18 protein-coding genes and 2 pseudogenes are annotated in these 20,141 nt (G+C 65.9%); 16 read left to right on the top strand and 4 right to left on the bottom strand.

The annotated features are described in order from the left end of the window. Nucleotides 1–13: 13 nt before the first annotated feature. Nucleotides 14–2,362 carry a sensor histidine kinase gene (locus C5O79_RS00810; protein WP_122478053.1) on the bottom strand — a complete coding sequence of 783 codons (2,349 nt, stop codon included), beginning with the start codon at nucleotides 2,360–2,362 and terminating at the stop codon, nucleotides 14–16. Further along, nucleotides 2,355–3,191, bottom strand: a complete 837-nt coding sequence (locus C5O79_RS00805) for a response regulator (protein WP_039355697.1) — start codon at nucleotides 3,189–3,191, stop codon at nucleotides 2,355–2,357. The genes C5O79_RS00810 and C5O79_RS00805 overlap by 8 nt, the downstream gene beginning before the upstream one ends. Nucleotides 3,192–4,633: 1,442 nt before the next feature. Here C5O79_RS00805 and C5O79_RS38775 point away from each other — a divergent pair. The 4 genes and pseudogenes from C5O79_RS38775 to C5O79_RS00795 all read left to right on the top strand — a co-directional run. Next, a pseudogene (locus tag C5O79_RS38775) lies at nucleotides 4,634–8,113 on the top strand (ESPR-type extended signal peptide-containing protein); the annotation flags it as partial. Then, nucleotides 8,089–8,325 (top strand): annotated as a pseudogene (locus C5O79_RS38910) (hypothetical protein); the annotation flags it as partial. The pseudogenes C5O79_RS38775 and C5O79_RS38910, both read left to right, overlap by 25 nt. A 58-nt stretch (nucleotides 8,326–8,383) precedes the next feature. Continuing rightward, nucleotides 8,384–8,641 (top strand): YadA C-terminal domain-containing protein, encoded by a 258-nt coding sequence (locus C5O79_RS38430; RefSeq protein ID WP_306172476.1) that lies wholly within the window; start codon nucleotides 8,384–8,386, stop codon nucleotides 8,639–8,641. 125 nt (nucleotides 8,642–8,766) lie between these two features. Beyond that, nucleotides 8,767–9,429 (top strand): OmpA family protein, encoded by a 663-nt coding sequence (locus C5O79_RS00795; protein WP_122478048.1) that lies wholly within the window; start codon nucleotides 8,767–8,769, stop codon nucleotides 9,427–9,429. A 237-nt stretch (nucleotides 9,430–9,666) separates the two neighbouring features. On the opposite strand, the gene C5O79_RS00790 is transcribed toward C5O79_RS00795, so the two are convergent. Continuing rightward, a complete protein-coding gene (locus tag C5O79_RS00790; RefSeq protein WP_046547371.1) occupies nucleotides 9,667–10,065 on the bottom strand; it encodes a nuclear transport factor 2 family protein in 399 nt (132 codons plus the stop codon). Between the two features lie 81 nt (nucleotides 10,066–10,146). Here C5O79_RS00790 and C5O79_RS00785 point away from each other — a divergent pair, with 81 nt between their 5' ends. Together C5O79_RS00785 and C5O79_RS00780 are read left to right on the top strand one after the other, a co-directional pair. Further along, nucleotides 10,147–11,088 carry a LysR substrate-binding domain-containing protein gene (locus C5O79_RS00785; RefSeq protein ID WP_122478046.1) on the top strand — a complete coding sequence of 314 codons (942 nt, stop codon included), beginning with the start codon at nucleotides 10,147–10,149 and terminating at the stop codon, nucleotides 11,086–11,088. A 235-nt stretch (nucleotides 11,089–11,323) separates the two neighbouring features. Further along, nucleotides 11,324–11,659, top strand: a complete 336-nt coding sequence (locus C5O79_RS00780; RefSeq protein ID WP_046547037.1) for a hypothetical protein — start codon at nucleotides 11,324–11,326, stop codon at nucleotides 11,657–11,659. Nucleotides 11,660–11,740: 81 nt separating this feature from the next. Here C5O79_RS00780 and C5O79_RS00775 read toward each other — a convergent pair whose 3' ends face one another. Next, a complete protein-coding gene (locus tag C5O79_RS00775) occupies nucleotides 11,741–11,929 on the bottom strand; it encodes a hypothetical protein (protein WP_039355684.1) in 189 nt (62 codons plus the stop codon). A 123-nt stretch (nucleotides 11,930–12,052) separates the two neighbouring features. On the opposite strand from C5O79_RS00775, the gene C5O79_RS00770 reads away from it, so the two are divergent. The 10 genes from C5O79_RS00770 (at nucleotide 12,053) to C5O79_RS00725 (ending at nucleotide 20,053) form a co-directional block, all read left to right on the top strand. Then, nucleotides 12,053–12,268, top strand: coding sequence for a DUF3820 family protein (locus C5O79_RS00770; RefSeq protein ID WP_047853223.1), 216 nt, complete (start codon nucleotides 12,053–12,055; stop codon nucleotides 12,266–12,268). 204 nt (nucleotides 12,269–12,472) lie between these two features. Beyond that, nucleotides 12,473–12,982, top strand: a complete 510-nt coding sequence (locus C5O79_RS00765; protein WP_046547035.1) for a hypothetical protein — start codon at nucleotides 12,473–12,475, stop codon at nucleotides 12,980–12,982. A 218-nt stretch (nucleotides 12,983–13,200) separates the two neighbouring features. Continuing rightward, the gene (locus C5O79_RS00760; RefSeq protein ID WP_046547034.1) at nucleotides 13,201–13,716 is read left to right on the top strand and encodes a hypothetical protein; all 516 of its coding nucleotides are present in this window, start codon (nucleotides 13,201–13,203) and stop codon (nucleotides 13,714–13,716) included. Between the two features lie 104 nt (nucleotides 13,717–13,820). Continuing rightward, nucleotides 13,821–14,969 carry a c-type cytochrome gene (locus tag C5O79_RS00755; RefSeq protein WP_046547033.1) on the top strand — a complete coding sequence of 383 codons (1,149 nt, stop codon included), beginning with the start codon at nucleotides 13,821–13,823 and terminating at the stop codon, nucleotides 14,967–14,969. Between the two features lie 31 nt (nucleotides 14,970–15,000). Continuing rightward, entirely contained in the window at nucleotides 15,001–16,761 is a 1,761-nt protein-coding gene (gene ctaD, locus C5O79_RS00750) for a cytochrome c oxidase subunit I (RefSeq protein ID WP_122478044.1), read from the top strand. Then, nucleotides 16,758–17,369 carry a cytochrome c oxidase subunit 3 gene (locus C5O79_RS00745; RefSeq protein ID WP_122478042.1) on the top strand — a complete coding sequence of 204 codons (612 nt, stop codon included), beginning with the start codon at nucleotides 16,758–16,760 and terminating at the stop codon, nucleotides 17,367–17,369. Before ctaD ends, C5O79_RS00745 begins: the two co-directional genes overlap by 4 nt. Next, nucleotides 17,366–18,085: a heme-copper oxidase subunit III family protein gene (locus C5O79_RS00740; RefSeq protein WP_047853226.1), complete on the top strand. Its 720-nt coding sequence runs from the start codon at nucleotides 17,366–17,368 to the stop codon at nucleotides 18,083–18,085. The genes C5O79_RS00745 and C5O79_RS00740 overlap by 4 nt, the downstream gene beginning before the upstream one ends. Nucleotides 18,086–18,092: 7 nt before the next feature. Next, nucleotides 18,093–18,434, top strand: coding sequence for a cytochrome C oxidase subunit IV family protein (locus C5O79_RS00735; RefSeq protein WP_046547029.1), 342 nt, complete (start codon nucleotides 18,093–18,095; stop codon nucleotides 18,432–18,434). 141 nt (nucleotides 18,435–18,575) lie between these two features. Beyond that, nucleotides 18,576–18,896 (top strand): high-potential iron-sulfur protein, encoded by a 321-nt coding sequence (locus C5O79_RS00730; protein ID WP_122478040.1) that lies wholly within the window; start codon nucleotides 18,576–18,578, stop codon nucleotides 18,894–18,896. 242 nt (nucleotides 18,897–19,138) lie between these two features. After that, on the top strand, nucleotides 19,139–20,053 hold the full coding sequence (locus C5O79_RS00725) for a LysR substrate-binding domain-containing protein (RefSeq protein WP_047853229.1): 915 nt from the start codon (nucleotides 19,139–19,141) through the stop codon (nucleotides 20,051–20,053). Nucleotides 20,054–20,141 lie beyond the last annotated feature (88 nt).

The following is a 20,141-nucleotide window of genomic DNA, read 5'->3' as shown; positions in this document are numbered from 1 at the left end:
GTGGCCCGTGCTGTCAGGCCGGCCCGGCCGTGTCGGCTTCGGCGTCGAACGCCGTCGCGGCGCGGCGCGCATGTTTCAGCGAGCGGGCCAGGTTCCCGATCGCGTCCAGGTCCAGTGCATCGAGGTGTTCTCGCACGTCCCGCACGAAGGCCGCGTAATCCGGCTCGCCCGCATACGGGCCGAGCCATTCCTCGATATCGGTCAGTTGCCCGTTGTCGGCCAGCAGGATCAGCTGGTCGAGCGCGTCGTCGGGCGGGCACGGCATCGTGGGCGCGGGGATGTCCGGCTCGGCCTCGCCGTCCGGATGAAACCGCCGGACGAGCTCCGACACCGGCACGAGCGCGTGCCCGACGGCCGGCGCGACGATCGCGAACGAGAACGCCGTGCCGATGCCCGGCTGGCTGGCGACGGCCAGCTCGCCCCCCATCGCGCCGACGATGCGCTGCGCGATGAACAGGCCGAGCCCGGTGCCGCCGTTCACGGCCTGCACCTGCTGGTACGCGCGGAAGATGTCGCGGTTTCCGCTGATGTCGATCCCGATGCCCGTATCGGCCACTTCGAACAGCAGGCGCCAGGTGTCGCCTTCGCGCGCGGCATGAATCGACAGCGTGACCGTGCCGTCGCGCGTGAACTTCGATGCGTTGGACAGCAGGTTGAGCAGCACCTGCTGCAGCCGCATGCCGTCGATCGACACCGTGCGCGGCAGCGGCGTGGCCGGCCGGTAGACGAAACGGTTGTCCTGTTGCGCGCACAGCGCGACCGCATAGTGGCCGATGTCGTCGAGCAGGCCGGGCAGGTCGGTGGCGTCCGGCGTCACGCCGAGCGGCTGCAGCTCGGCCTTCGTGAACGCGAGCAGTTCGTCGATCAGCGTGAGCTGGTAGCGGATGCTGCGGTCGATCGACCGGATCAGCCGCGCCTGGCCGCGCGTCGCGCCTTGCAGCAGCAGCTTCGCGTAGCCGTTGATCGTGGACAGCGGCGCGCGCAGGTCGTGGCTGACGTAGCCGAGCGTCTCGATCTTCTGCTGCATGTGGGTCGTCACCTGTTGCAGCGCGTCGTTGAGCGCGAGCGTGCGTCGTGCGACTTCGTCGCGCAGGCGATCCTGTTCGGTGAGCTGCCAGTGCTCGAGCCGCTTCCTCGCCTCGGTGCGCTGGCGGCCGACGTGATGAATCCACGCGGCGAGCACCAGCAGGTGCGTGGCGAGCCCCACGATCGCGATGACGGGGTTCGGGAAGATGTCGGATTTCAGCCAGGCGAGCGCCGGCGGCAGCGCGCTCATGCCGTCGAGCACGCGGATCAGCATGTTGAAGGTGGCGATCGCGATGGCGATCAGCATCACGCGGCCGGTCGGCGTTCGGCGGATCGCGAGCAGCAGCGCGAGGCTGATGTTGACGATCCCGAGCACCGTGTTCAGCCGCAGGCAGAACCACGTGAACGTCAGCAGGTCGCCGCATGCGGCGCCGATCATGCCGATACCTTCGAGCGCGAGGAATGCCATGTAGATCGCGCGCATCGGCAGTTTCGCCTGCTCGCGCCGGGCGACCATCAGGATGAAGAGGACGAAGCAGGACACCGCCAGGTACGCGAAGATCACTTCGCCGCGCGCCGACCATTCATGCAGCGCAGGCGGCAACGCCATCGCCAGATAGCCGCGGTAAGCCGCTTCGAACAGCGTCGTGCCCAGCGCCACCGCGGCCAGCACGTGGAACACGCTGCTGCGCGAAAAGAACCCGATCAGCAGTGCGCACCACATCAGCGCGAGCAGCCCGCCGAAGAAGCCGAAGTCCCACATCGTCGCGCGCCGCTCCAGCGCATCCCACGCCGCACGCGTGAACGCGGCCGGCGCGAGCCGCATTTCCTTGCGCGACATGACGCGGATCAGCACGGGGACGCTTTCGCCGGCGCGCAGCGTGACGTCGAGTGCGGGGTAGCGCGATGGCGGCGCGGCGGCATCACCGCCGTGGCCGGTGGCCGGGAACCGGCTGTCGAGTGCCCACCGGCCGTTCCGGCCGATATAGAAGTCCGCCTGGTCGACGCGGGCGTCGCGAATCACCAGCACCAGCGGGCGCGCGGCGTTGTCGCGGTTGGTCAGCGTGGCGTGGATCCACCACGCCGACCGCGAGAACTCGACGTTGAACGACGACGTGCCGGCCACCGGCGTGCCATGCGCCGGATCGGCGAGCCGTGCGGCCACCTGATCGGCGGACATCGTCGTGCTCGCGTCCTCGAATACCGACACGGCGTCCAGTTGCGCGGGGTTCGGCGCCGACGCGGCGCGCGCCGTCGCGCAGATGACGGCCATCGCGAGCAGAAACAGCAGCACCGCGCGACATCCGGATGCCCATGCCGCGTGGCGCCTAACCATCGTGATGGTGCGCCCCGGGTGTGGCGGGCGGGGCATTGACCGCATGGCGCTGGCGCCGCCAGTCGGACGGCGTGATGCCGAAGCGTTCGCGGAAGGCGGTGGCGAAGTTGCCGGGCGTGGAAAAGCCGATTTCCTCGGCGATGTCGCCGATTCCCATCGAGGTCTCTGCGAGGAAATGCATCGCGGCGCGCAGGCGCGTGTCGCGCAGATATTCGAACACCGTCTGGCCGAGATGATCGCGGAACACGCGGGACAGGCGCTTCTCGTGCGTACCGACCTGTCTGGCGAGCGCCTCGAGTGCCGGCGGATGGCGCAGGTCGCGCAGCAGGACCTCGGACGCCGCGCGCACGAGGGCCGCATCCGGGTTGTCGGGCAGCTCGGGCAGATGCGCGAACGGCTGGCTGCGCCGCGCGCGTTTCAGGTGATTGCGGATCCGGGCCAGCACTTCGGTCGGCTCGAACGGCTTGATGATGTAGTCGATCGCGCCGGTTTCGAGCCCCGCGATGCGATCCTCGAGATCGCCCGCGGCCGTCAGGATGATGACCGGGATCGATTGCGTCGAAGGCGTCGATGCCAGCAGCCGGCACGCGGCGAAGCCGTCCATGCGCGGCATGCGGACATCCATCAGGATCAGGTCGGGCGCGATCGCCTGGGCACGGTGATACGCCTGCAGCCCGTCGAACGCGACACTGATCCGGCACCGTGCGGCACGCAGGATTTCCGTGAGGAGCCGCAGGTCGTTCGGGCGATCGTCGACGACAAGGATATGTGCGTCAGCAAGATCCGGCGTGGGACGAGGCGGCGCCGGACTGGACGAGCGGGATGACATGGTTGCGGATGCGTTGGAAGGGTGGCCAGTCAGAAGATGTGCATCGCGGCCTGCACGATTGTTGCGAAAAATTATATGCCGACGGCAGGTCACATTGTGAGGATTCCGTGCGGCATGTGGGGGCTTGTGCGGCGGGGTGTTGCGTGTTCGCCGCCACGGCGTCCGGCTGGAAGAAAGGGGGGTGGAAAAACATGCCGAACCGGATTTTAATAATCGGTCTTTATTTCCGAATCAATTCTGAATACTTTGAATTGCAGGGATTGGGAATCAGTTTGGCGTACGTTCAGTCGGTGACACCTTCTATGTAAATGGAATGAAGAAATTGTGGATCTCATGATTAATTTTTCCTCGATGTCTGGTCGAAATCATGTTAGTCGGGAAATCGCATTTTTAATTGGAATGTATGAATGTAAATGCCGTCCGCTCCGGAAAAGGATTTTTCCGCTCCGGAAAAGGTTCGTTCTGGCGAATGCCAGCACACTAGCCCCGGCGCGGCTGGAATCGGTTCTTTGAAACGGTCGGAATCGCGCGGATCGCATGCCGAAGTCTTATTCCGATGCATGCGATACCAATGAGACATCGACCGATGTTCTATTCCATGATATGGGATGGCAGCGGCGAACGAATTACTGGCACGAGGGTAATGCAAATTTCATTGTTCGCCGAATACGTCGCGATATAAGAGAAATCGGCGAATTCTGGAATGCGATTGGATGTTGGGCACCGGTCGAGACGAAATTGTCAATGAAATTCGATCGATTAATTCGGTGCAGGGGTCGTCAGGCAAGTCGTCGATGCTGTTCCGGGATTCCGGAACAGCGTTTGAATGCCGGACGGAAAGGGTGAGTGGCTGCGCGTGGGCCGTCCGAGGGTTCGATCCATCGGGGGACGGTCGCGCGCGGCGCGCTCTCGAATCAGGCGGGTACGAAAACGATGAACACAGCAGGCATGACAGGCCAACGCACCGGTTCGCACGAACCGGCCGCGCATGCTTCAGCCCCGGGGATCGCACGGCGCCATCCTCCTCCTGAATGAAACAGGGCGGGCCGCCCCCGGGTGCGGGCCGGCTTTTCGCCTATCCGGCGTCTGAATGACGCTTTCCCATGAGATTCGAGGTCGTCGCGGGTTCGGCGCGACGGCGCGCGCGTGCGCGAATGAACCGCACGCTCGGCGTCGGCCTGTCGGGCTTGCCGTGTCGGCTTCCATGATTCGATAACCGGCGATCGTCGCCTCGCATCGTGTCGACCGGCACGGGCGGCGCGCGATCGCGTGATCGCGATGTCCATCGCGCGTGTCGTGCAGCATTACCCGGCTGTTTAGTTAGTGATCCAAAGTGAACTGCGGGGCGTCGCGAGGCGGACGGGAACGTACAGAGGGTGTTCTCGCCGGTCGCCGTGTTCGCCGTTGCGTCATCCAGCATATGAGAACCGAGGGAAGACAAGATGAACAAGACGTTCAAGTCGATCTGGAACGAAGCACTGGGAGCCTGGGTTGCGGCTTCGGAGCTTGATCGGGCACGCGGAAAGCGCGTTGCGTCGTCGCGTGGCACGGCGGAGCGTGACGTCGAAGGAGCGGCCGCGGTTCGCGCAGGCGCGACCTCGGCCCCATCGCTCAGGCGGCTCACCCTGCTGATGGCGTCCGCGTATCTCGCGTTGTTCCATGCCGGCGCGCATGCGCAGTATCAGCCGGATGGCGGCTCGGCTACCGGCGGTGTCTCGTCGATTTCGATCGGCGTCGGGTCGAGCGCCGCGCAGACGAATTCCACCGCGTTGGGCAACCTGTCGACGGCGCAGGGCGTGTCGGCCACGGCGCTTGGCCCCGGTGCGCATGCGATGGCCGACGGTTCGACGGCCGTCGGCATCAACGCGCAGGCGACCGGCGTCAACAGCGCGTCGATGGGCGTGCAGGCGATCGGCTCGGGGGCCTACTCGGTTGCCATCGGCAACCTGTCGAGTGCGACGCAAAGCGGGTCGGTAGCGATGGGCAGCGGCGCGGCCGCGACCGGAGTGTCCGCCATCGGGCTCGGCAACAATGCGCTGGCTTCCGGTCAGTACGCGGCGGCGCTCGGCCTCGGGGCGAGCGCCGCCGGCGCGCAAAGCGTCGCGCTCGGCTATGCGTCGCATGCGGACCTTACGGGCTCGGTGGCCCTCGGCAATCAATCGACTAGCTCGGGCGCAGCCGCCGTTGCCGTGGGCAGCGGCGCGCTGGCATCCGGCAATTCGGGCGTGGCGATGGGGGTGAACAGCGGTGCGAAGGGCACGTCGTCGATCGCGATCGGCTGGGGCGGGACGGCGGGTGTACCGGGCTCGGGCACGCAGTCTCTGGGCACCAGTTCGATCGCGCTGGGTTCGGCCACGACGGCCGGCGCCGATAGCGCGATGGCGCTCGGCCTGAACGCGAATGCGTCGGGGGTCAGCTCGATCGCGATGGGCGTCCAGTCGACCGCGACGCAGCAGTTCGCGACCGCGGTCGGTAATCTTGCGCTTGCGACCGGCATCTCGGCGAGCGCACTGGGGCCCGGCGCGACGGCGTCGGCCACGAATGCGACGGCTATCGGCATCAACAGCGTCGCGGCGGCGGGTTCCACGGTGGCGATTGGCGACAGCAACTCGGTCGCGGCTGCGGCGGGGGCGGGCTCGATTGCCGGGGGCAACAACTCGAAGGTGCTGGGCGGCATCGGCGCCGTCGCGCTGGGCCTGGGGCAGACGGTCAGCGGCAACGGTGCGGTGGCGATCGGCGACCCGAGCACCGCGATCGGCACCGGCGCGGTCACGGCCGGGTCGAACAACACGGCGAACGGCGACGGCGCGGTCGCCATCGGCAATTCGAACATCGCGCAGGGCACCGGCTCGCTCGCGCTCGGCAACACGTCGACGGCCGCGGCGGCCGGTGCGCTGGCGTTCGGCGCGTCGGCCGTGGCGAACAATGCAGGCGATGTCGCACTCGGCTCGGGCTCGACGACGGCCGCGCCGAACCCGACCGCAAGCGCGACGATCGGCGGCGTGACGTACACGTTCAACGGTACGAATCCGACCAGCGTCGTCAGCGTCGGCGCAGCGGGTACCGAGCGCCAGATCACCAATGTCGCGGCCGGGCGCATCAGTTCGGCGAGCACGGATGCGATCAACGGGTCGCAGCTCGATGCGACGAATCAGGCGGTGAATTCGCTGTCGACTTCCACGGCGTCGAGTGTCGGTTCGTTGTCGACGGGGGTGTCGTCGCTGTCGACCGGGTTGTCGTCGGCCAACAGCTCGATCACGTCGCTTTCCACGTCGACGTCGACAGGGATCAGCTCGTTGTCGACGGGGTTGAGCTCGACCAATAGCTCGGTGACGTCGCTGTCGACTTCGACGTCGACCGGCATCAGCTCGCTGTCCACCGGCTTGAGTTCGACGAACAGTTCGATCACGTCGCTGTCGACGTCCACCTCGACGGTGGTCGGCTCACTATCCACCGGCCTGAGCACGACGAACAGCAACGTCACGTCGCTGTCGACCGCGACCTCGACGAGCATCGGTTCGCTGTCGACCGGGCTCAGTTCGACGACGAGCTCGATCGCGTCGCTGTCGACGTCGACCTCGACGACCGTCGGTTCGCTGTCCACCGGGCTGTCGAGCACGAACAGCAACCTGACGTCGCTGTCCACCGCGACGTCGACGGGCATCGGCTCGCTGTCCACCGGCCTCAGCTCGATCGCCAACAACAACACCAACCTCGGCAACAGCACGGCGGGCGCGATCGGCGGCGGGGCCACCTACGATCCGACGACCGGCACGATTTCGGCCCCGTCGTACGTGACTTACAACAGCGACGGCTCGACGACGATCAACAACAACGTCGGCTCGGCGATCGACAACATCAACGCGCACGGCATCAAGTATTTCCACGCGAACTCGACCGCGCCGGACAGCCAGGCGGTCGGGCTCGACAGCGTCGCGATCGGCCCGAATGCGATCTCGAAGGTGGACGGCAGCATCGCGCTCGGTGCGGGGTCGGTATCCGACCGCGCGACGACGCCGGCGTCGGGCATCATCCGCAACGGCACAGCATCGATTCCGTTCAACACGACGGACCAGACGCTGCTCGGCGCGGTTTCGGTCGGCGACGCAACCAGCAAGACGTATCGCCAGATCACCAACGTCGCGGACGGCACCGGGCAGCAGGATGCGGTGACCGTGCGGCAGCTCGCCGGCGCGTTGCAGTCGTTCGCGGTCACGGGCCAGAAGTATTTCCACGCGAATTCGACGGCGACCGACTCGCTCGCCGTCGGTGCGGAATCGGTCGCGGTGGGGCCGACGACGGTCGTCAACGGCGACAACGGCGTGGGCATCGGCAACGGCGCGATCGTCGACCAGACCGCGCCTGGCGGCGTCGCGATCGGGCAGGCGGCGAGTTCTGCGCAGGCCGACGCGATCGCGCTCGGCAGCGGCGCGACGGCACTGGGCGCGCAGTCGGTCGCGCAAGGCGCCAATGCGAAGGCGGTCAGCGTGGGCAGCGTCGCGCTCGGTTCCGGCGCGCTCGGCAACGCAACCGATGCGCTCGCGCTGGGCGCCGGTGCGTCCGCGACGTTCGCGAACAGCGTGGCGTTAGGCGCCGGTTCGCTGACGACGGTCGGCGCGCTGACGAACTACGTCGCGTACGGCCTGAGCAGCCCGCAATCGTCGGCCGGCGAAGTGAACATCGGCAACCGGCAGATCACGGGCCTCGCGGCCGGCAAGAACGGCACGGACGCGGTGAACGTGTCGCAGCTCGACTCGGTCGCGAACCAGCTGACGACGCTGATCGACCAGCGCACGACCAACCTCGGCGGCCAGTACACGACGAACCCGAGCGGCACGAACGTGCCGCCGGGCTCGACTGGCCAGAATTCGTCGGCGGGTGGTTCGGGGGCGGTGGCATCGGGCTCGAACAGCACGGCGGTCGGCAACAACTCGCTCGCATCGGGCAACGGTTCCACCGCCATCGGCGTGGGCTCGACGGCGTCGGGCAGCAATTCGGCCGCGATCGGCACGGGCAGCAACGACGGCGGCCGCTCGAACGTCGTCGCGGTCGGTTCGGCGGAATCGGCGCGCCAGGTGGTCAACGTCGCGGCCGGTACGCAGGGCACGGATGCGGTGAACGTGAACCAGCTGAACGCGGTGTCGAACCAGTTCACGCAGTCGCTGAACACGGTCAACAACCAGCTCACGCAGATGCAGCAGCAGATCCAGCAGACCGATTCGATGGCACGCGAGGGGATCGCGGCCACCGCCGCGATGGCGTCGATCCCGCACATGGACCGCGACTCGAACTTCGCGATGGGGGTCGGTACGGCGACGTTCCAGGGGCAGAAGGCCATGGCGGTCGGCGTGCAGGCGCGTGTCACGGAAAACCTGAAGGCGACGCTGAACGGCGGCTTCGCCGGCAGCCAGCGCGTCGTCGGCGCGGGCATGCTGTATCAGTGGAAGTAATCGCGCGCTGCGGTTCGTTCCGGCACGCATTGCCGGAGCGGACCGCGCTGAACGCAAACGCACGCGGATGCGGCTGCGCCGTTGCGCCGCCCGCGCTGCGCCCCTCGCATTTTCGGAGTAATCAAGTGAAAAACATTCATCTTGCACTGCTGGCGTCCGTCGTTTCCCTCGCGGCCTGTTCGAGCGCATCGGGGCCGACGTACAACGCATACGAACTTCAGCCCCGCGACGGCATCCGGACGTTCCGCGTCGACTGCCACGGCATCCTGTCGAGCGCCAATACCTGCATGAAGGTCGCGACGCGCATGTGCGGCAACGAGGCCGTGCGCAGGGTCGATTCCACGACGCCGTACCGCGACGGCGCCGATCCGCACTCGATCGTGTTCCAGTGCGGTGCGGCACCCGCGCCGGTCGCCGCGGCGGCCGCGCCCGCGCCCGCCGCGGTCGAGAAGGTGAGCCTGACCGGCGATGCGTACTTCGCGACCGACTCCGCGGTGCTGACGTCCGCCGCCACCGCCGCGCTCGACGCGTTGCTGAACCAGCAGGGCGACAGGCATTTCTCGCGTGTGGAAGTGGACGGTTATACCGACGCGACCGGCTCGGATGCACACAATCAGGCACTGTCGAAGCGTCGCGCCGATGCGGTCGCCGGGTATCTGCGCGAACACGGGCTGAAGGCGGATTCGATCGAGGCGGCGGGGCATGGAGAGACCAGCCCGGCCGCATCGAACGAGACCGCCGAAGGGCGGGCGCGTAATCGCCGGGTGGAAATCTCGCTGCAGAAGTAGGACGCAGCCACCGGCTTGCCGCAGGCGTGGCCGTCGAGAACGGACGGCTCGCTTGCGGCAGCGGTGCCGTCCGGGGGCGCAGGCGGTCGAGTCAGGCACCGTGTCGCGACGGGCGTGTGCGGTGCCGCCATCGCGGCGGATGTCGGCGTGTTCACCGAATGCCCTGCGCGCGTGGCGATCGAAGTCGGCACGTGCCCTCCACAAACCAGCCTTCGGCATCGAGCGACATCGATTCGGCTACGCGTATTTGTCACCCACCGTGCTGCGAATCGGATGGGTGTCGTAGACGATGATCATCCGCTCGATGCGCCCATCGTCGTCGAATTCGAAAACATCGACGCACTCGAAACGCACCGCGGATCCATCTTTCAGCGCCCAGTCATAGACGAAGTAACCGGTCGCCCGTCGAGCCCCCATCGTGCTGACGCAGATGTCGATGGGCGTTATCTTGCTTGCTCCAGACGCAGCATTGACCTTCGCAAAGAATGGCGCGGCGTTCATCCAGCCGAGAAACGGCGAGAAGACCTGGGCGTCCGGCGTGAACAACGCACAGATCGCCGCGACATCGCCGCGTTCCAGCTCCGCGAGATAGTTGCGAACCTGCCGGGTGTATAGTGCTTCCGACGATGAGACCATCATTTTTCTCCGATCATTCGTTGACGACGCCGCGCATTCGAACGGACGCGCATCGGGTACAGGCAAGATAGCGATGCACCGATGACCGAACAATCGAAAAATCCGCAACCCGGGTATGCAACCCATGCATACCCATTGGGCGACCTGACGCGGCCGCTGCCGCCGCTGACAGCGTTCCAGGCGTTCGTCGCCGCGGCGCAACTCGGGAGCATCAGCAGAGCCGCCGACCATCTGTGTCGAACGCAGGGTGCGGTGAGCCGTCAGGTCCAGCAACTGGAATCGCACTACCGGTGTGCACTTTTCGTGCGCCATGCGTCAGGGTTGACGCTGACAGCGGAAGGCAGCGAACTGTTGACCGTGGCCGTCAGCGTACTCACGCAACTGGTTCAACACGCAGACGTTCACGCCAAGGCGGCGCCTGTCGTCACGCTGCGGTTGCCATCCACGTTTGCGCTTCGCTGGTTGCTTCCACGGCTGCCGGACATCAATCACGCGTTGCCTGGAACAGAATTTCGCATCTCCACGTCGGCGGACGACACGCCGGATTTCACGACACCTGACGTCGACGCCATCGTTGTGCGTGGAACCGGGCAGTGGCCGGGTATGGACGCGGTGCCGTTGTTTGTCGAGCGACTCACCCCGATGTGTACCAGCGAAATGGCCGCATCGCTCGGCTCGGCAGCCGACCTTGCTCATGTCACATTGCTCCACCCCGGACACGGTCATCAGGAGTGGCAATGCTGGCTGGAAAGCGTTGGGGCACGGCAGATCGACGCGAGCCGTGGGCTCGTTTTCGATACCCTCGAACTGACGCTCTCCGCTGCGGCGGAAGGGCATGGAGTGGCGATCGGCGATCCCCGGATGGCGAGGGATCGCCTGCAGGCGGGGACACTGATGACACCATTTGCCGACGTGGCGCAAAACGGCTTGTCGTATTTCGTCGTCTATCCATCCCAACGAGCCGCACAGTCCAAGATTCGCGCCCTCGCTGACGTCTTGTTTCGGCTGGCGCAGGAAGGCTGATCGTTATCGGGGAAAACACGCCTGTACTGCGGCTTCGCGGTTGCAGGTGACGCGAGCGCGAACACCGCCCATGCCAGCGTTCAAATCTTCGATTGATCACGTTGCGCATCGCCTCCGAAGAACCGGCCCGCCTGTCGAGCCCGCACGTCTGATCTGCCGCAAGCGCGCAGCAATTATGGCTCCCGCATTCCCAATGGCGAGTACACTGAAAATGCCCTAGAAACAGGAGAATGCGATGATCGACGCTGGCCCCAAAAGCACCTTCCGAGGGCTGCCGCTGACCGTGGAACAGGACGCGGAAGTGAGGCACTACATCAAGGATCGGACTCGGCGTGGGCTGCCATGGGACACGTCGGAACTGAGCGCGATGCTCAAGGACATGCTGCATCCTCCGGGCGACGGTGATGGCGATCGCAATGGCGACGATGATTTCGCGTCCCCGGCGGACGAGGCCAGAGCGGCCGCCGAGCGCGCGACGGCCTCCGTCGACGAAGCGATGGACCCGATCGAGGCGAATGAGGCGTGGCACGCGGCCATGGAGTCGGAGGGCATGAAAGGGCCCAGACGATAAAGGCGGAGCAACGACGCTCCGATTCCTTGCGGCGCCGCATACGGGGGAATGCGCGCCGGGCGCCCGTCGCCGGGCGCCGTGTCAGTGCCTGATCACGCAGACGGCCACGATTTCGTATCCGGGATCGGCATGCACGTGCGCCGCCTTTTCCGCTTCCTCATACGAACCAAACGACGTGGCATCCTCAACGGCCGGTGCCATGCCGATATCGCCATCCTCGGCGGTGCAGAGGAACTGCTCGCCGGTCTTCACGACATAGACGGACATCATGATTCCCTCCATCGTGTGCAGGGGGAATTCCAGTCTAGCAGGCGAGAAAAGGGGCGCAGGTGATTCGCCGAGTCCTTTTCGCGCGGTCTGCGACGGGACCGAAAAGCCGTGCACAATATCCGCATGCAAAATCCAGACCTCGAACAACTCGTCACCGTCATCATGCCCTTCGGGAAATACAAGGGACGGCTGATTGCCGATCTGCCCGGGCCTTACCTCAACTGGCTGGCGCGCGAAGGGTTTCCGCGCGGCGAAATCGGCCGGCAGCTCGCGCTGATGCACGAGATCGACCACAACGGCCTGCGGGACTTGCTGGCGCCGTTGCGAAAGCGCGGATAGCGCCGGTCGGGGCGGGGCGAATGCAACGTGCCCCGCGTCGATCGACCGCGATCCCCACCGCGCTTCAACCACCCCTGCCACGCGTGCCGACTGCTCGCATGCGACCCCGTCCGTGGCCCGCATGCACCTGGCACGTTGCCGATGCTGACATAGAATAGAAAGCAGTCCCTTGGACGCGTTGATGGCAAGAAAAGGGGTGCCAACATGAGACGCCTTTATTTCCTCGTACCCGATACCCAGATGGCGAAGGCCATCGTCGACGATCTATTGCGCGCACGCATCACCTGGCGCCACATCCATGTTCTCGCCGACCACAGCGTCACACTCGATCAGTTGCCCGAAGCATCGTTGCTGCAAAGCAGCGATGTCGTGCATGCGCTCGAGCGCGGCGTCGCGCTCGGCGGCGCGGCCGGCGCGCTGATCGGCCTCGTCGCGCTCGTATTTCCTCCGGCGGAACTCGTGATCGCGGGCGGCGCGGTCGTCGGGTTGACGTTGGCCGGAGCGGGTTTCGGGGCGTGGACCGCCGCGATGATCGGCATCTCGGAGCCGAACGCGCGACTCCAGCGATTTCGCGAGGCTATCCAGGCAGGCCAGATCCTGATCATGGCCGACGTGCCGGCATTGCGAGAGCAGGAAATCGAAGAGATGGTCGCCCAGCATTTTCCGAAGGCAGACCTGGAGGGCGCCGAACCTACGTCACCGATCTTCCCCTGACGCGCGACGGCAAGCCGGCCTGCCCGACTCCCGCGTTCATCGACGCGTTCCGTCGAGCGCACGGCCGCGACCGCGGGCCGCGCGGGGAGCGGGGTGTGCGCACGTTGCGCAGGCAACCCTGCCTGCCATGCCGAATCGTGCGAGAGACGCGGGCCCGACGCGCGTGATGCCTTCGGAACCGAAGTGCCGACGTCGAACCGTCGCGGCAAGGAGGTCGTATGGAACTGCACATTCAATCGCACCATTGGGAGCGTCGGTCGCCCGACTGGGTCGCCGCTGCCGTGGCTGGCCTCGCGGGCGGCGCGCTGGTGATCGCGCTGGAATTCGTCTGGTCGACCCTCGTGCTCGGCTCGAGCCCGTGGCAACCGACCCACAAGATCGCGGCGATGGTGATGGGCCGCAGCGCGCTCGGCCAGATGACGCAATTCAATCTTGAGATCGTGGCGATGGCGCTGCTGCTGCACTACGTGCTCGGCGCGATCATGGGGATGATGCTCGCCGCGATCATGGCGCCTTTCCGCTTCGATTCGAGCGTGGGCATGGAAGCCGCCATCGGGCTGGCGTTCGGGATCGTCGCGTATGGGTGGAACTTCTACGTGATGACGGCCGTGTTCCCGTGGTTCGTCTCCGAGCGGGGTTCCGGGCCCTTGCTGGCCAACCTGTTGTTCGGCGTGGTTGCGGCCATCACCTACGGCAGGCTGGAACGATTGCGCAAGCAGAACCTGGACGACTGACACATCGCGTTTCCCGCCGCACCGACCTTGAACATGCGGCGCCCGCGGGAGACGCGTAACCCGATGTCGGCGGCTCCGGCGTGTGACATGCAGCGAGGCGGCCTATGGCCCTTGCGATTGCCCTGGTCCTGATCATCCTGTTGGCGGTGGGGTTTCACTTTGCCAGTCCGTGGTGGATCACGCCGATCGCGTCGAACTGGGTGCGCATGGACGACATGCTGACGATCACGCTCGTCATCACCGGCGCATTCTTCATCGCCATCAACCTGTTCATCGTGGTCGCCCTGGTGCGCTATCGCCACCGCAGCGGGCATCGTGCGGCCTACGAACCGCACAACCGGAAACTGGAATGGTGGCTGATCGGCCTGACCATCGTCGGCGTGGCGGCGTTGCTGGCGCCGGGGCTGTTCGTCTACGCGGACTACATCCGGCCGCCGCGCAACGTGCTGCAGATGGAAGTGCTCGGCCAGCAATGGCAATGGCGCTTCCGCTTCGCCGGGCCCGGCGGCAAGCTGGGCACGACCGACGTGCGCTACATCAGCAACGACAACCCGTTCGGCATGAACCCCGCCGACCCGAACGGCCGTGACAACTACCTGATCGAAAGGCCCGAGGTGCACCTGCCGCTCAACCGGCCGGTCCAGGTCCTGACACGGTCGCGCGACGTGCTGCACGACTTCTACGTTCCGCCGTTCCGCGCGCGGATGAACATGGTGCCGGGCATGGTGACCACCTTCTGGTTCACGCCGACCAAGGCAGGGCGCTACGACATCCTGTGCGCGCAGCTCTGCGGAATCGGGCATTCCGGCATGCGCGGCGTGGTGGTGGTGGAAGACGAAGCCGCGTTCTCGCGCTGGCTCGCGCAGCAGACCACGTTCGCGCAGCAGCAGATGGCCCACGTGCAGGCCGCACCGGCCGCGGCAGGCGGCAGTGCGCAGGCGCTGGCCAACCTGGGCAGGACGCTCGCGGCGGCCAAGGGCTGCGTCGCCTGCCACACCGTGGACGGCAGTCCGCTCGTGGGCCCGACCTGGAAGGGCCTGTACGGCAAGACCGAAACGATGGCCGACGGCAGCACCGCGAAGGTCGACGAAGCCTATCTGCGCGCGTTCATTCGCAATCCGACGGCCCGCGTCGTGAAGGGCTTCTCGCCGATCATGCCGCACTTCGACCTGAGCGAGCAGGAACTGACCGCACTGGTGGCCTATATCAAGGCGCAAGGCGGGACGTCCGCCGGCACCGCGGCCCAGCCCTAGCGGAACAGACGAAGCAGACGGAGCAGACGCCATGACCTACGCGCACACCGACCACGTCCCGCACAGCTTCTGGACCCGCTACGTGTGGAGCCAGGACCACAAGGTCATTGCCGTGCAGTACGCACTGACGGCCATCGCGATCGGCCTGGTCGGCCTCGTATTGTCGGACCTGATGCGGCTGCAGCTCGGCTTTCCGGGCAAGTTTGCTTTCATCGACGCGAACCACTACTACCAGTTCGTCACGATGCACGGAATGATCATGGTGATCTACCTGCTGACGGCGCTGTTCCTCGGCGGCTTCGGCAACTACCTGATCCCGCTGATGCTCGGCGCACGCGACATGGTGTTCCCGTTTCTCAACATGCTGAGCTACTGGGTCTACCTGCTGGCCGTGCTGGTGCTGGTGGCGAGCTTCTTCGTGCCGGGCGGGCCGACCGGCGCGGGCTGGACGCTGTATCCGCCGCAGGCGATCCTGCCGGGCACGCCGGGCGTGGAATGGGGCATCGTGCTGATGCTCGTGTCGCTGGCGATCTTCATCGTCGCGGCCACGATGGGCGGCCTGAACTACGTGACCACCACGCTGCAGGCGCGCACGCGCGGCATGACGCTGATGCGCATGCCGCTCACGGTGTGGGGCATCTTCATCGCGACCATCATGGCGCTGCTGGCGTTTCCGGCGCTGTTCGTGTCGGCGGTGATGATGCTGTTCGACAGGACGCTCGGCACCAGTTTCTTCATCCCGGCCGTGGTGTCGATGGGGCAGACGCTCAAGCACGCCGGCGGCAGCCCGCTGCTGTTCCAGCACCTGTTCTGGTTCTTCGGGCATCCGGAGGTCTACATCGTCGCGCTGCCGGCCTTCGGCATCGCGTCGGATCTCATCAGCACGCACGCGCGCAAGAGCATCTTCGGCTACCGGATGATGGTGTGGGCCATCGTCATCATCGGCGCGCTGAGCTTCGTGGTCTGGGCGCACCACATGTTCATCGCCGGCATGAATCCGTACTTCGGCTTCTTCTTCGCCACCACGACGCTCATCATCGCCGTCCCGACCGCCCTCAAGGTCTACAACTGGGTGCTGACGCTGTGGCGCGGCGACATTCACCTGACCGTGCCGATGCTGTTCGCGATCGGCTTCATCAGCACCTTCGTGCTGGGCGGGCTGACCGGGCTGTACCTCGGCAACGTGAGCGTGGACATCCCGCTGTCGAACACGTATTTCGTGGTCGCGCACTTCCATATGGTGATGGCAGTGTCGCCGATCCTCGTGGTGTTCGGCGGCCTGTATCACTGGTACCCGAAGGTGACGGGCCGCATGCTCGACGACACGCTCGGGCGCGCGCACTTCTGGATCACCTTCGTCGGCACCTATGCGATCTATTTCCCGATGCACTATCTCGGCATCCTGGGCATGCCGCGGCGGTATTACGCCTATCAGGGCTACAGCTTCATTCCGCATTCGGCGCAGACGCTCAACACGTTCATCACGATCGTCGCGCTGATCGTCGCGGTGGCGCAGGTGCTGTTCCTGTTCAACCTTGCCTGGAGCCTCGGGCACGGCAGGCGCGCGGACGGCAACCCGTGGCGGGCCACCACGCTCGAATGGCAGACGCCGCAAACGCCGCCCGTGCACGGCAACTGGGGGCCGACGCTTCCCGTCGTCTACCGCTGGGCATACGAATACAGTCCGCCGGGGCAAGAGGAAGACTTCGTGCCGCAGAATCAGCCGCCGGCAACGGCGCCTGAACCCAAAGCGGCTCATCCGACGCTGCACCCGGGCGAGGCACGCGAATGACCACGCTGCCGCGCCCCTTCGTTCCCGATGCGCCACCCGGCTTGCCGAATGCGGGCCGCACCGGCCTGGTCGTGTTCATGGCGGTTGCGACGACGTTGTTTTCGCTGCTGCTGCTCGCCTATGCGATGCGCATGCGCGAATCCGACTGGCAACCGATCCCGCATCCGGCGCTGTTGTGGTGGAACACCGGCGCGCTGGCGCTGGCCGGCATTGCGCTGCAGCGAGCCCGGCGGATAGGCCCGTACCGCGCGGTGTGGCTGGTATCCGGCGGCATACTGGCGGCCGTGTTCGTGATCGGGCAACTGATTGCGTGGCACGTGCTGTCGGCAGCCGGGCAGACCGTCACCGTCAATCCGTCCGACAGTTTCCTCTACCTGCTGACCGGCCTGCACGGATTGCATGTGCTGGGCGGGCTGGCGGCATGGGGCGTGACGATCGCGCAGCTCCGGCGCGCGGATCCGTTCCGGGCCCAACGGGCCATCGCGCTGTGCGCGCTCTACTGGCACTTCCTGCTCGCGGTCTGGCTCGTGCTGCTGGCGGTGATATGGTGGTTGACCCCGGGGATCGTCGCCGCCATCTGCGGGCCGTTGTATGGAGCCGCGCCATGACCGCGCCTACCGTCCACACCGAATCCGCGGCCGAATCGCCCGCGGGCCTGCCCGCCGACGCGCGGCCCGACGGCTGGCGCGGCATCGTCACGGACTGGTCGTCCGACCGCGAAGCCTTCAGGGTGCCGTGGGGCAAGGCGATGATGTGGATCTTCCTGCTGTCGGACACCTTCGTCTTCAGCAGCTTCCTGATCGGCTACATGACGGTGCGCATGTCGACCACCGCGCCGTGGCCCGATACCGCGAAAGTGTTCGGGCTCAGCGTGGGCGGCGTGGAAGTGCCGCTGCTGCTGATTGCGATCATGACGTTCACGCTGATCAGCAGCAGCGGCACGATGGCGATGGCCGTCAACTTCGGCTACCGGCGCAACGCGCGGCCCGCCGCCGCGCTGTTGCTGGCCACCGCGCTGCTGGGCGCGACCTTCGTGTCGCTGCAGGCGTTCGAATGGAGCAACCTGATCTTCCGTGAAGGGATCCGCCCGTGGGGCAACCCGCTGGGCGCCGCGCAGTTCGGCGCGTGCTTCTTCACGATTACCGGGTTCCACGGCTTTCACGTGACCTGCGGCGTGATCTACCTGCTGCTGATCGCGCGCAAGATCCTGCAGCCTGGGTTCACCGAACACGGCAACTTCCAGATCGTCGAGATCGCCGGGCTGTACTGGCACTTCGTCGACCTGGTGTGGGTGTTCATCTTCGCGCTGTTCTATTTGTGGTGAGGCAGCCATGGAGCACATCGATCCCGCCGATCGACCCGACGCCGCGCACGGCCAGCAGCATCCGATCGGCCTCTACCTGAAGATCTGGGGCTTGCTGTTCGTGCTGAGCACGTTGTCGTACCTGGTCGACTACTTCAACGTGCAGGGCCTGATGCGCTGGGTGCTGATCGTCGTGTTGATGATCGCGAAGGCCGGGCTGATCGTGTCGATCTTCATGCACATGATGTGGGAGCGGCTGGCGCTCGTGTACGCGATCCTGATCCCGCCGCTGAGCCTGCTGGTGCTGATGGTGCTGATGGCGGCGGAAGCGCATCACACGTTCGGGATGCGGGAGTTGTTCTTTCGCTGATTCCGGCGTCGATCGTGCGTCGGCGTGATGGGCGCGATACGAGCGCGATCGACCGGCACCGTTTCGGCGCGGGCGGCGTCCCGTCGTCAGGGAGCGGCGCTTCCCGGACAACCGTTCATGCAAACCTGAAGTGAGGACTCCATGAAATTTTCACGTCGACGTTTTATTGCAGTCACCACCGTGCTTGCTTCCGCGCTCGCGGCTGGACGCCGCGCGACGGCCGCCGATACCGTGGCCGGTGTCGTGCAGGAAACCGATGCCAATGCCCTGGCGCTCGGCTACAAGGCGGATGCCGGCCGGGTCGACCATGCGAAGTACCCGAAATTCCACGCGGGCGAGGCCTGTGTGAATTGCCAGTTCTTCCAGGGCAAGGCCGGCGCCGCGACGGGGCCGTGCGCGATTTTCGGCGGCAAGCAGGTCAATGCGAAAGGCTGGTGCAACAGTTATATGAAAAAGGCGTAGCCAGGCAGGGATCGCCGGCGGCCGTGCCGCCTAAATGCCGGTGGCACGGGGCGCGTCCGAGAATATCGTCCGGTCAGCGACGATGCAGAACAGCGACGCTCAGGTCGGTGCACTGGCGCCATCGCGAACGCCGACACGACGGGCCGGGTCGAGCACATACAATGTGAGCGTCCGCCGGCCTGCGCGCCACCCTGACTTCGGGTACGCGCAGGCCGATCCCGTCGCGATCCTCCAAGGCCAACATGGAAATCAAATGGATCGAGGATTTCCTCGCCCTCGCTCAGTATCAAAGCTTTTCCCGGGCAGCGGAGTTCCGCAACGTCACGCAGTCGGGTTTCAGCCGCCGCATTCAATCGCTCGAACAGTGGATCGGGGCCGAATTGATCGATCGCAGCAGCTTTCCGCCGGTGCTGACGCCGGCGGGACGCCTGTTCCGCGAGACGGCCGAAGACGTGCTCAGCCGCCTGTTCGACACGCGCGCCATCATCCGCACCGAGCAGCGGATCGCCGGCAAGAGCCTGCAGATCGCCGCAGGCCACACGATCGCGCTGAGTTTCCTGCCGGCCTGGCTCAAGGCGCTCGCGCCGCATTTCGGCGAAGTGCGGGCGCGCGTCATTCCGACCAATGTCCACGACTCGATCCTGATGCTCGTCAACGGCAACTGCGAACTGATGTTTGCGTATCACCATCCGGAACTGCCGCTCCATCTCGACCCGGTGAAATACGAACACCTGACCGTGGGCCTCGATACGTTGATGCCGGCATGCAGGCCCAACCATCGATCGGCGCCGGCCTTTCGCCTTCCCGGGACGAAGCAGCATCCGCTGCCGCTGATTTCCTATACGGAAACCAGCTACTTCGGGCGGTGCCTCGCGCTGCTGCTCGGTCGCGCACCGGATGCGCCGGCCTTGCAACTGCACTACGAATCCGACATGGCCGAGGTGCTGAAGAAACTCGTGATGGAAGGCGAGGGTGTCGCGTGGCTGCCCCGGAGCGCGATCGCGGCGGAACTGGCGGCCGGCGAACTCGTGCCGGCCGGGCCGGCGGCGTGGAACCTCGACGTCGAACTGCGCGCGTATCGCGATGTGTCGAATCGCAGTGAATTCCTGGACACCCTCTGGCAGCACCTGCGGGCGGCGCCTTCACGGCTCGGCTGAGTCAGGGTTTTCCCGCCTTATGCGGCACTCGCATACCGCCATGTTGCACCGGCATCACGGTTTTATCGACGGTCCCTACCATTCGTTC

This window comes from Burkholderia sp. SRS-25 (assembly GCF_004343765.1).
Taxonomy (GTDB): Bacteria; Pseudomonadota; Gammaproteobacteria; order Burkholderiales; family Burkholderiaceae; genus Burkholderia; species Burkholderia contaminans.
This window is presented reverse-complemented; position numbering and strand designations above follow the sequence as displayed.

Coding starts and splice junctions, on each gene's coding strand:
- C5O79_RS00810 (WP_122478053.1), bottom strand. CDS start 2,362: ATGGTTAGGCGCCACGCGGCATGGGCATCCGGATGTCGCGCGGTGCTG.
- C5O79_RS00805 (WP_039355697.1), bottom strand. CDS start 3,191: ATGTCATCCCGCTCGTCCAGTCCGGCGCCGCCTCGTCCCACGCCGGAT.
- C5O79_RS38430 (WP_306172476.1), top strand. CDS start 8,384: ATGCAGCAGCAGATCCAGCAGACCGATTCGATGGCACGCGAGGGGATC.
- C5O79_RS00790 (WP_046547371.1), bottom strand. CDS start 10,065: ATGGTCTCATCGTCGGAAGCACTATACACCCGGCAGGTTCGCAACTAT.
- C5O79_RS00785 (WP_122478046.1), top strand. CDS start 10,147: ATGACCGAACAATCGAAAAATCCGCAACCCGGGTATGCAACCCATGCA.
- C5O79_RS00780 (WP_046547037.1), top strand. CDS start 11,324: ATGATCGACGCTGGCCCCAAAAGCACCTTCCGAGGGCTGCCGCTGACC.
- C5O79_RS00775 (WP_039355684.1), bottom strand. CDS start 11,929: ATGATGTCCGTCTATGTCGTGAAGACCGGCGAGCAGTTCCTCTGCACC.
- C5O79_RS00770 (WP_047853223.1), top strand. CDS start 12,053: ATGCAAAATCCAGACCTCGAACAACTCGTCACCGTCATCATGCCCTTC.
- C5O79_RS00765 (WP_046547035.1), top strand. CDS start 12,473: ATGAGACGCCTTTATTTCCTCGTACCCGATACCCAGATGGCGAAGGCC.
- C5O79_RS00760 (WP_046547034.1), top strand. CDS start 13,201: ATGGAACTGCACATTCAATCGCACCATTGGGAGCGTCGGTCGCCCGAC.
- C5O79_RS00755 (WP_046547033.1), top strand. CDS start 13,821: ATGGCCCTTGCGATTGCCCTGGTCCTGATCATCCTGTTGGCGGTGGGG.
- ctaD (WP_122478044.1), top strand. CDS start 15,001: ATGACCTACGCGCACACCGACCACGTCCCGCACAGCTTCTGGACCCGC.
- C5O79_RS00745 (WP_122478042.1), top strand. CDS start 16,758: ATGACCACGCTGCCGCGCCCCTTCGTTCCCGATGCGCCACCCGGCTTG.
- C5O79_RS00740 (WP_047853226.1), top strand. CDS start 17,366: ATGACCGCGCCTACCGTCCACACCGAATCCGCGGCCGAATCGCCCGCG.
- C5O79_RS00735 (WP_046547029.1), top strand. CDS start 18,093: ATGGAGCACATCGATCCCGCCGATCGACCCGACGCCGCGCACGGCCAG.
- C5O79_RS00730 (WP_122478040.1), top strand. CDS start 18,576: ATGAAATTTTCACGTCGACGTTTTATTGCAGTCACCACCGTGCTTGCT.
- C5O79_RS00725 (WP_047853229.1), top strand. CDS start 19,139: ATGGAAATCAAATGGATCGAGGATTTCCTCGCCCTCGCTCAGTATCAA.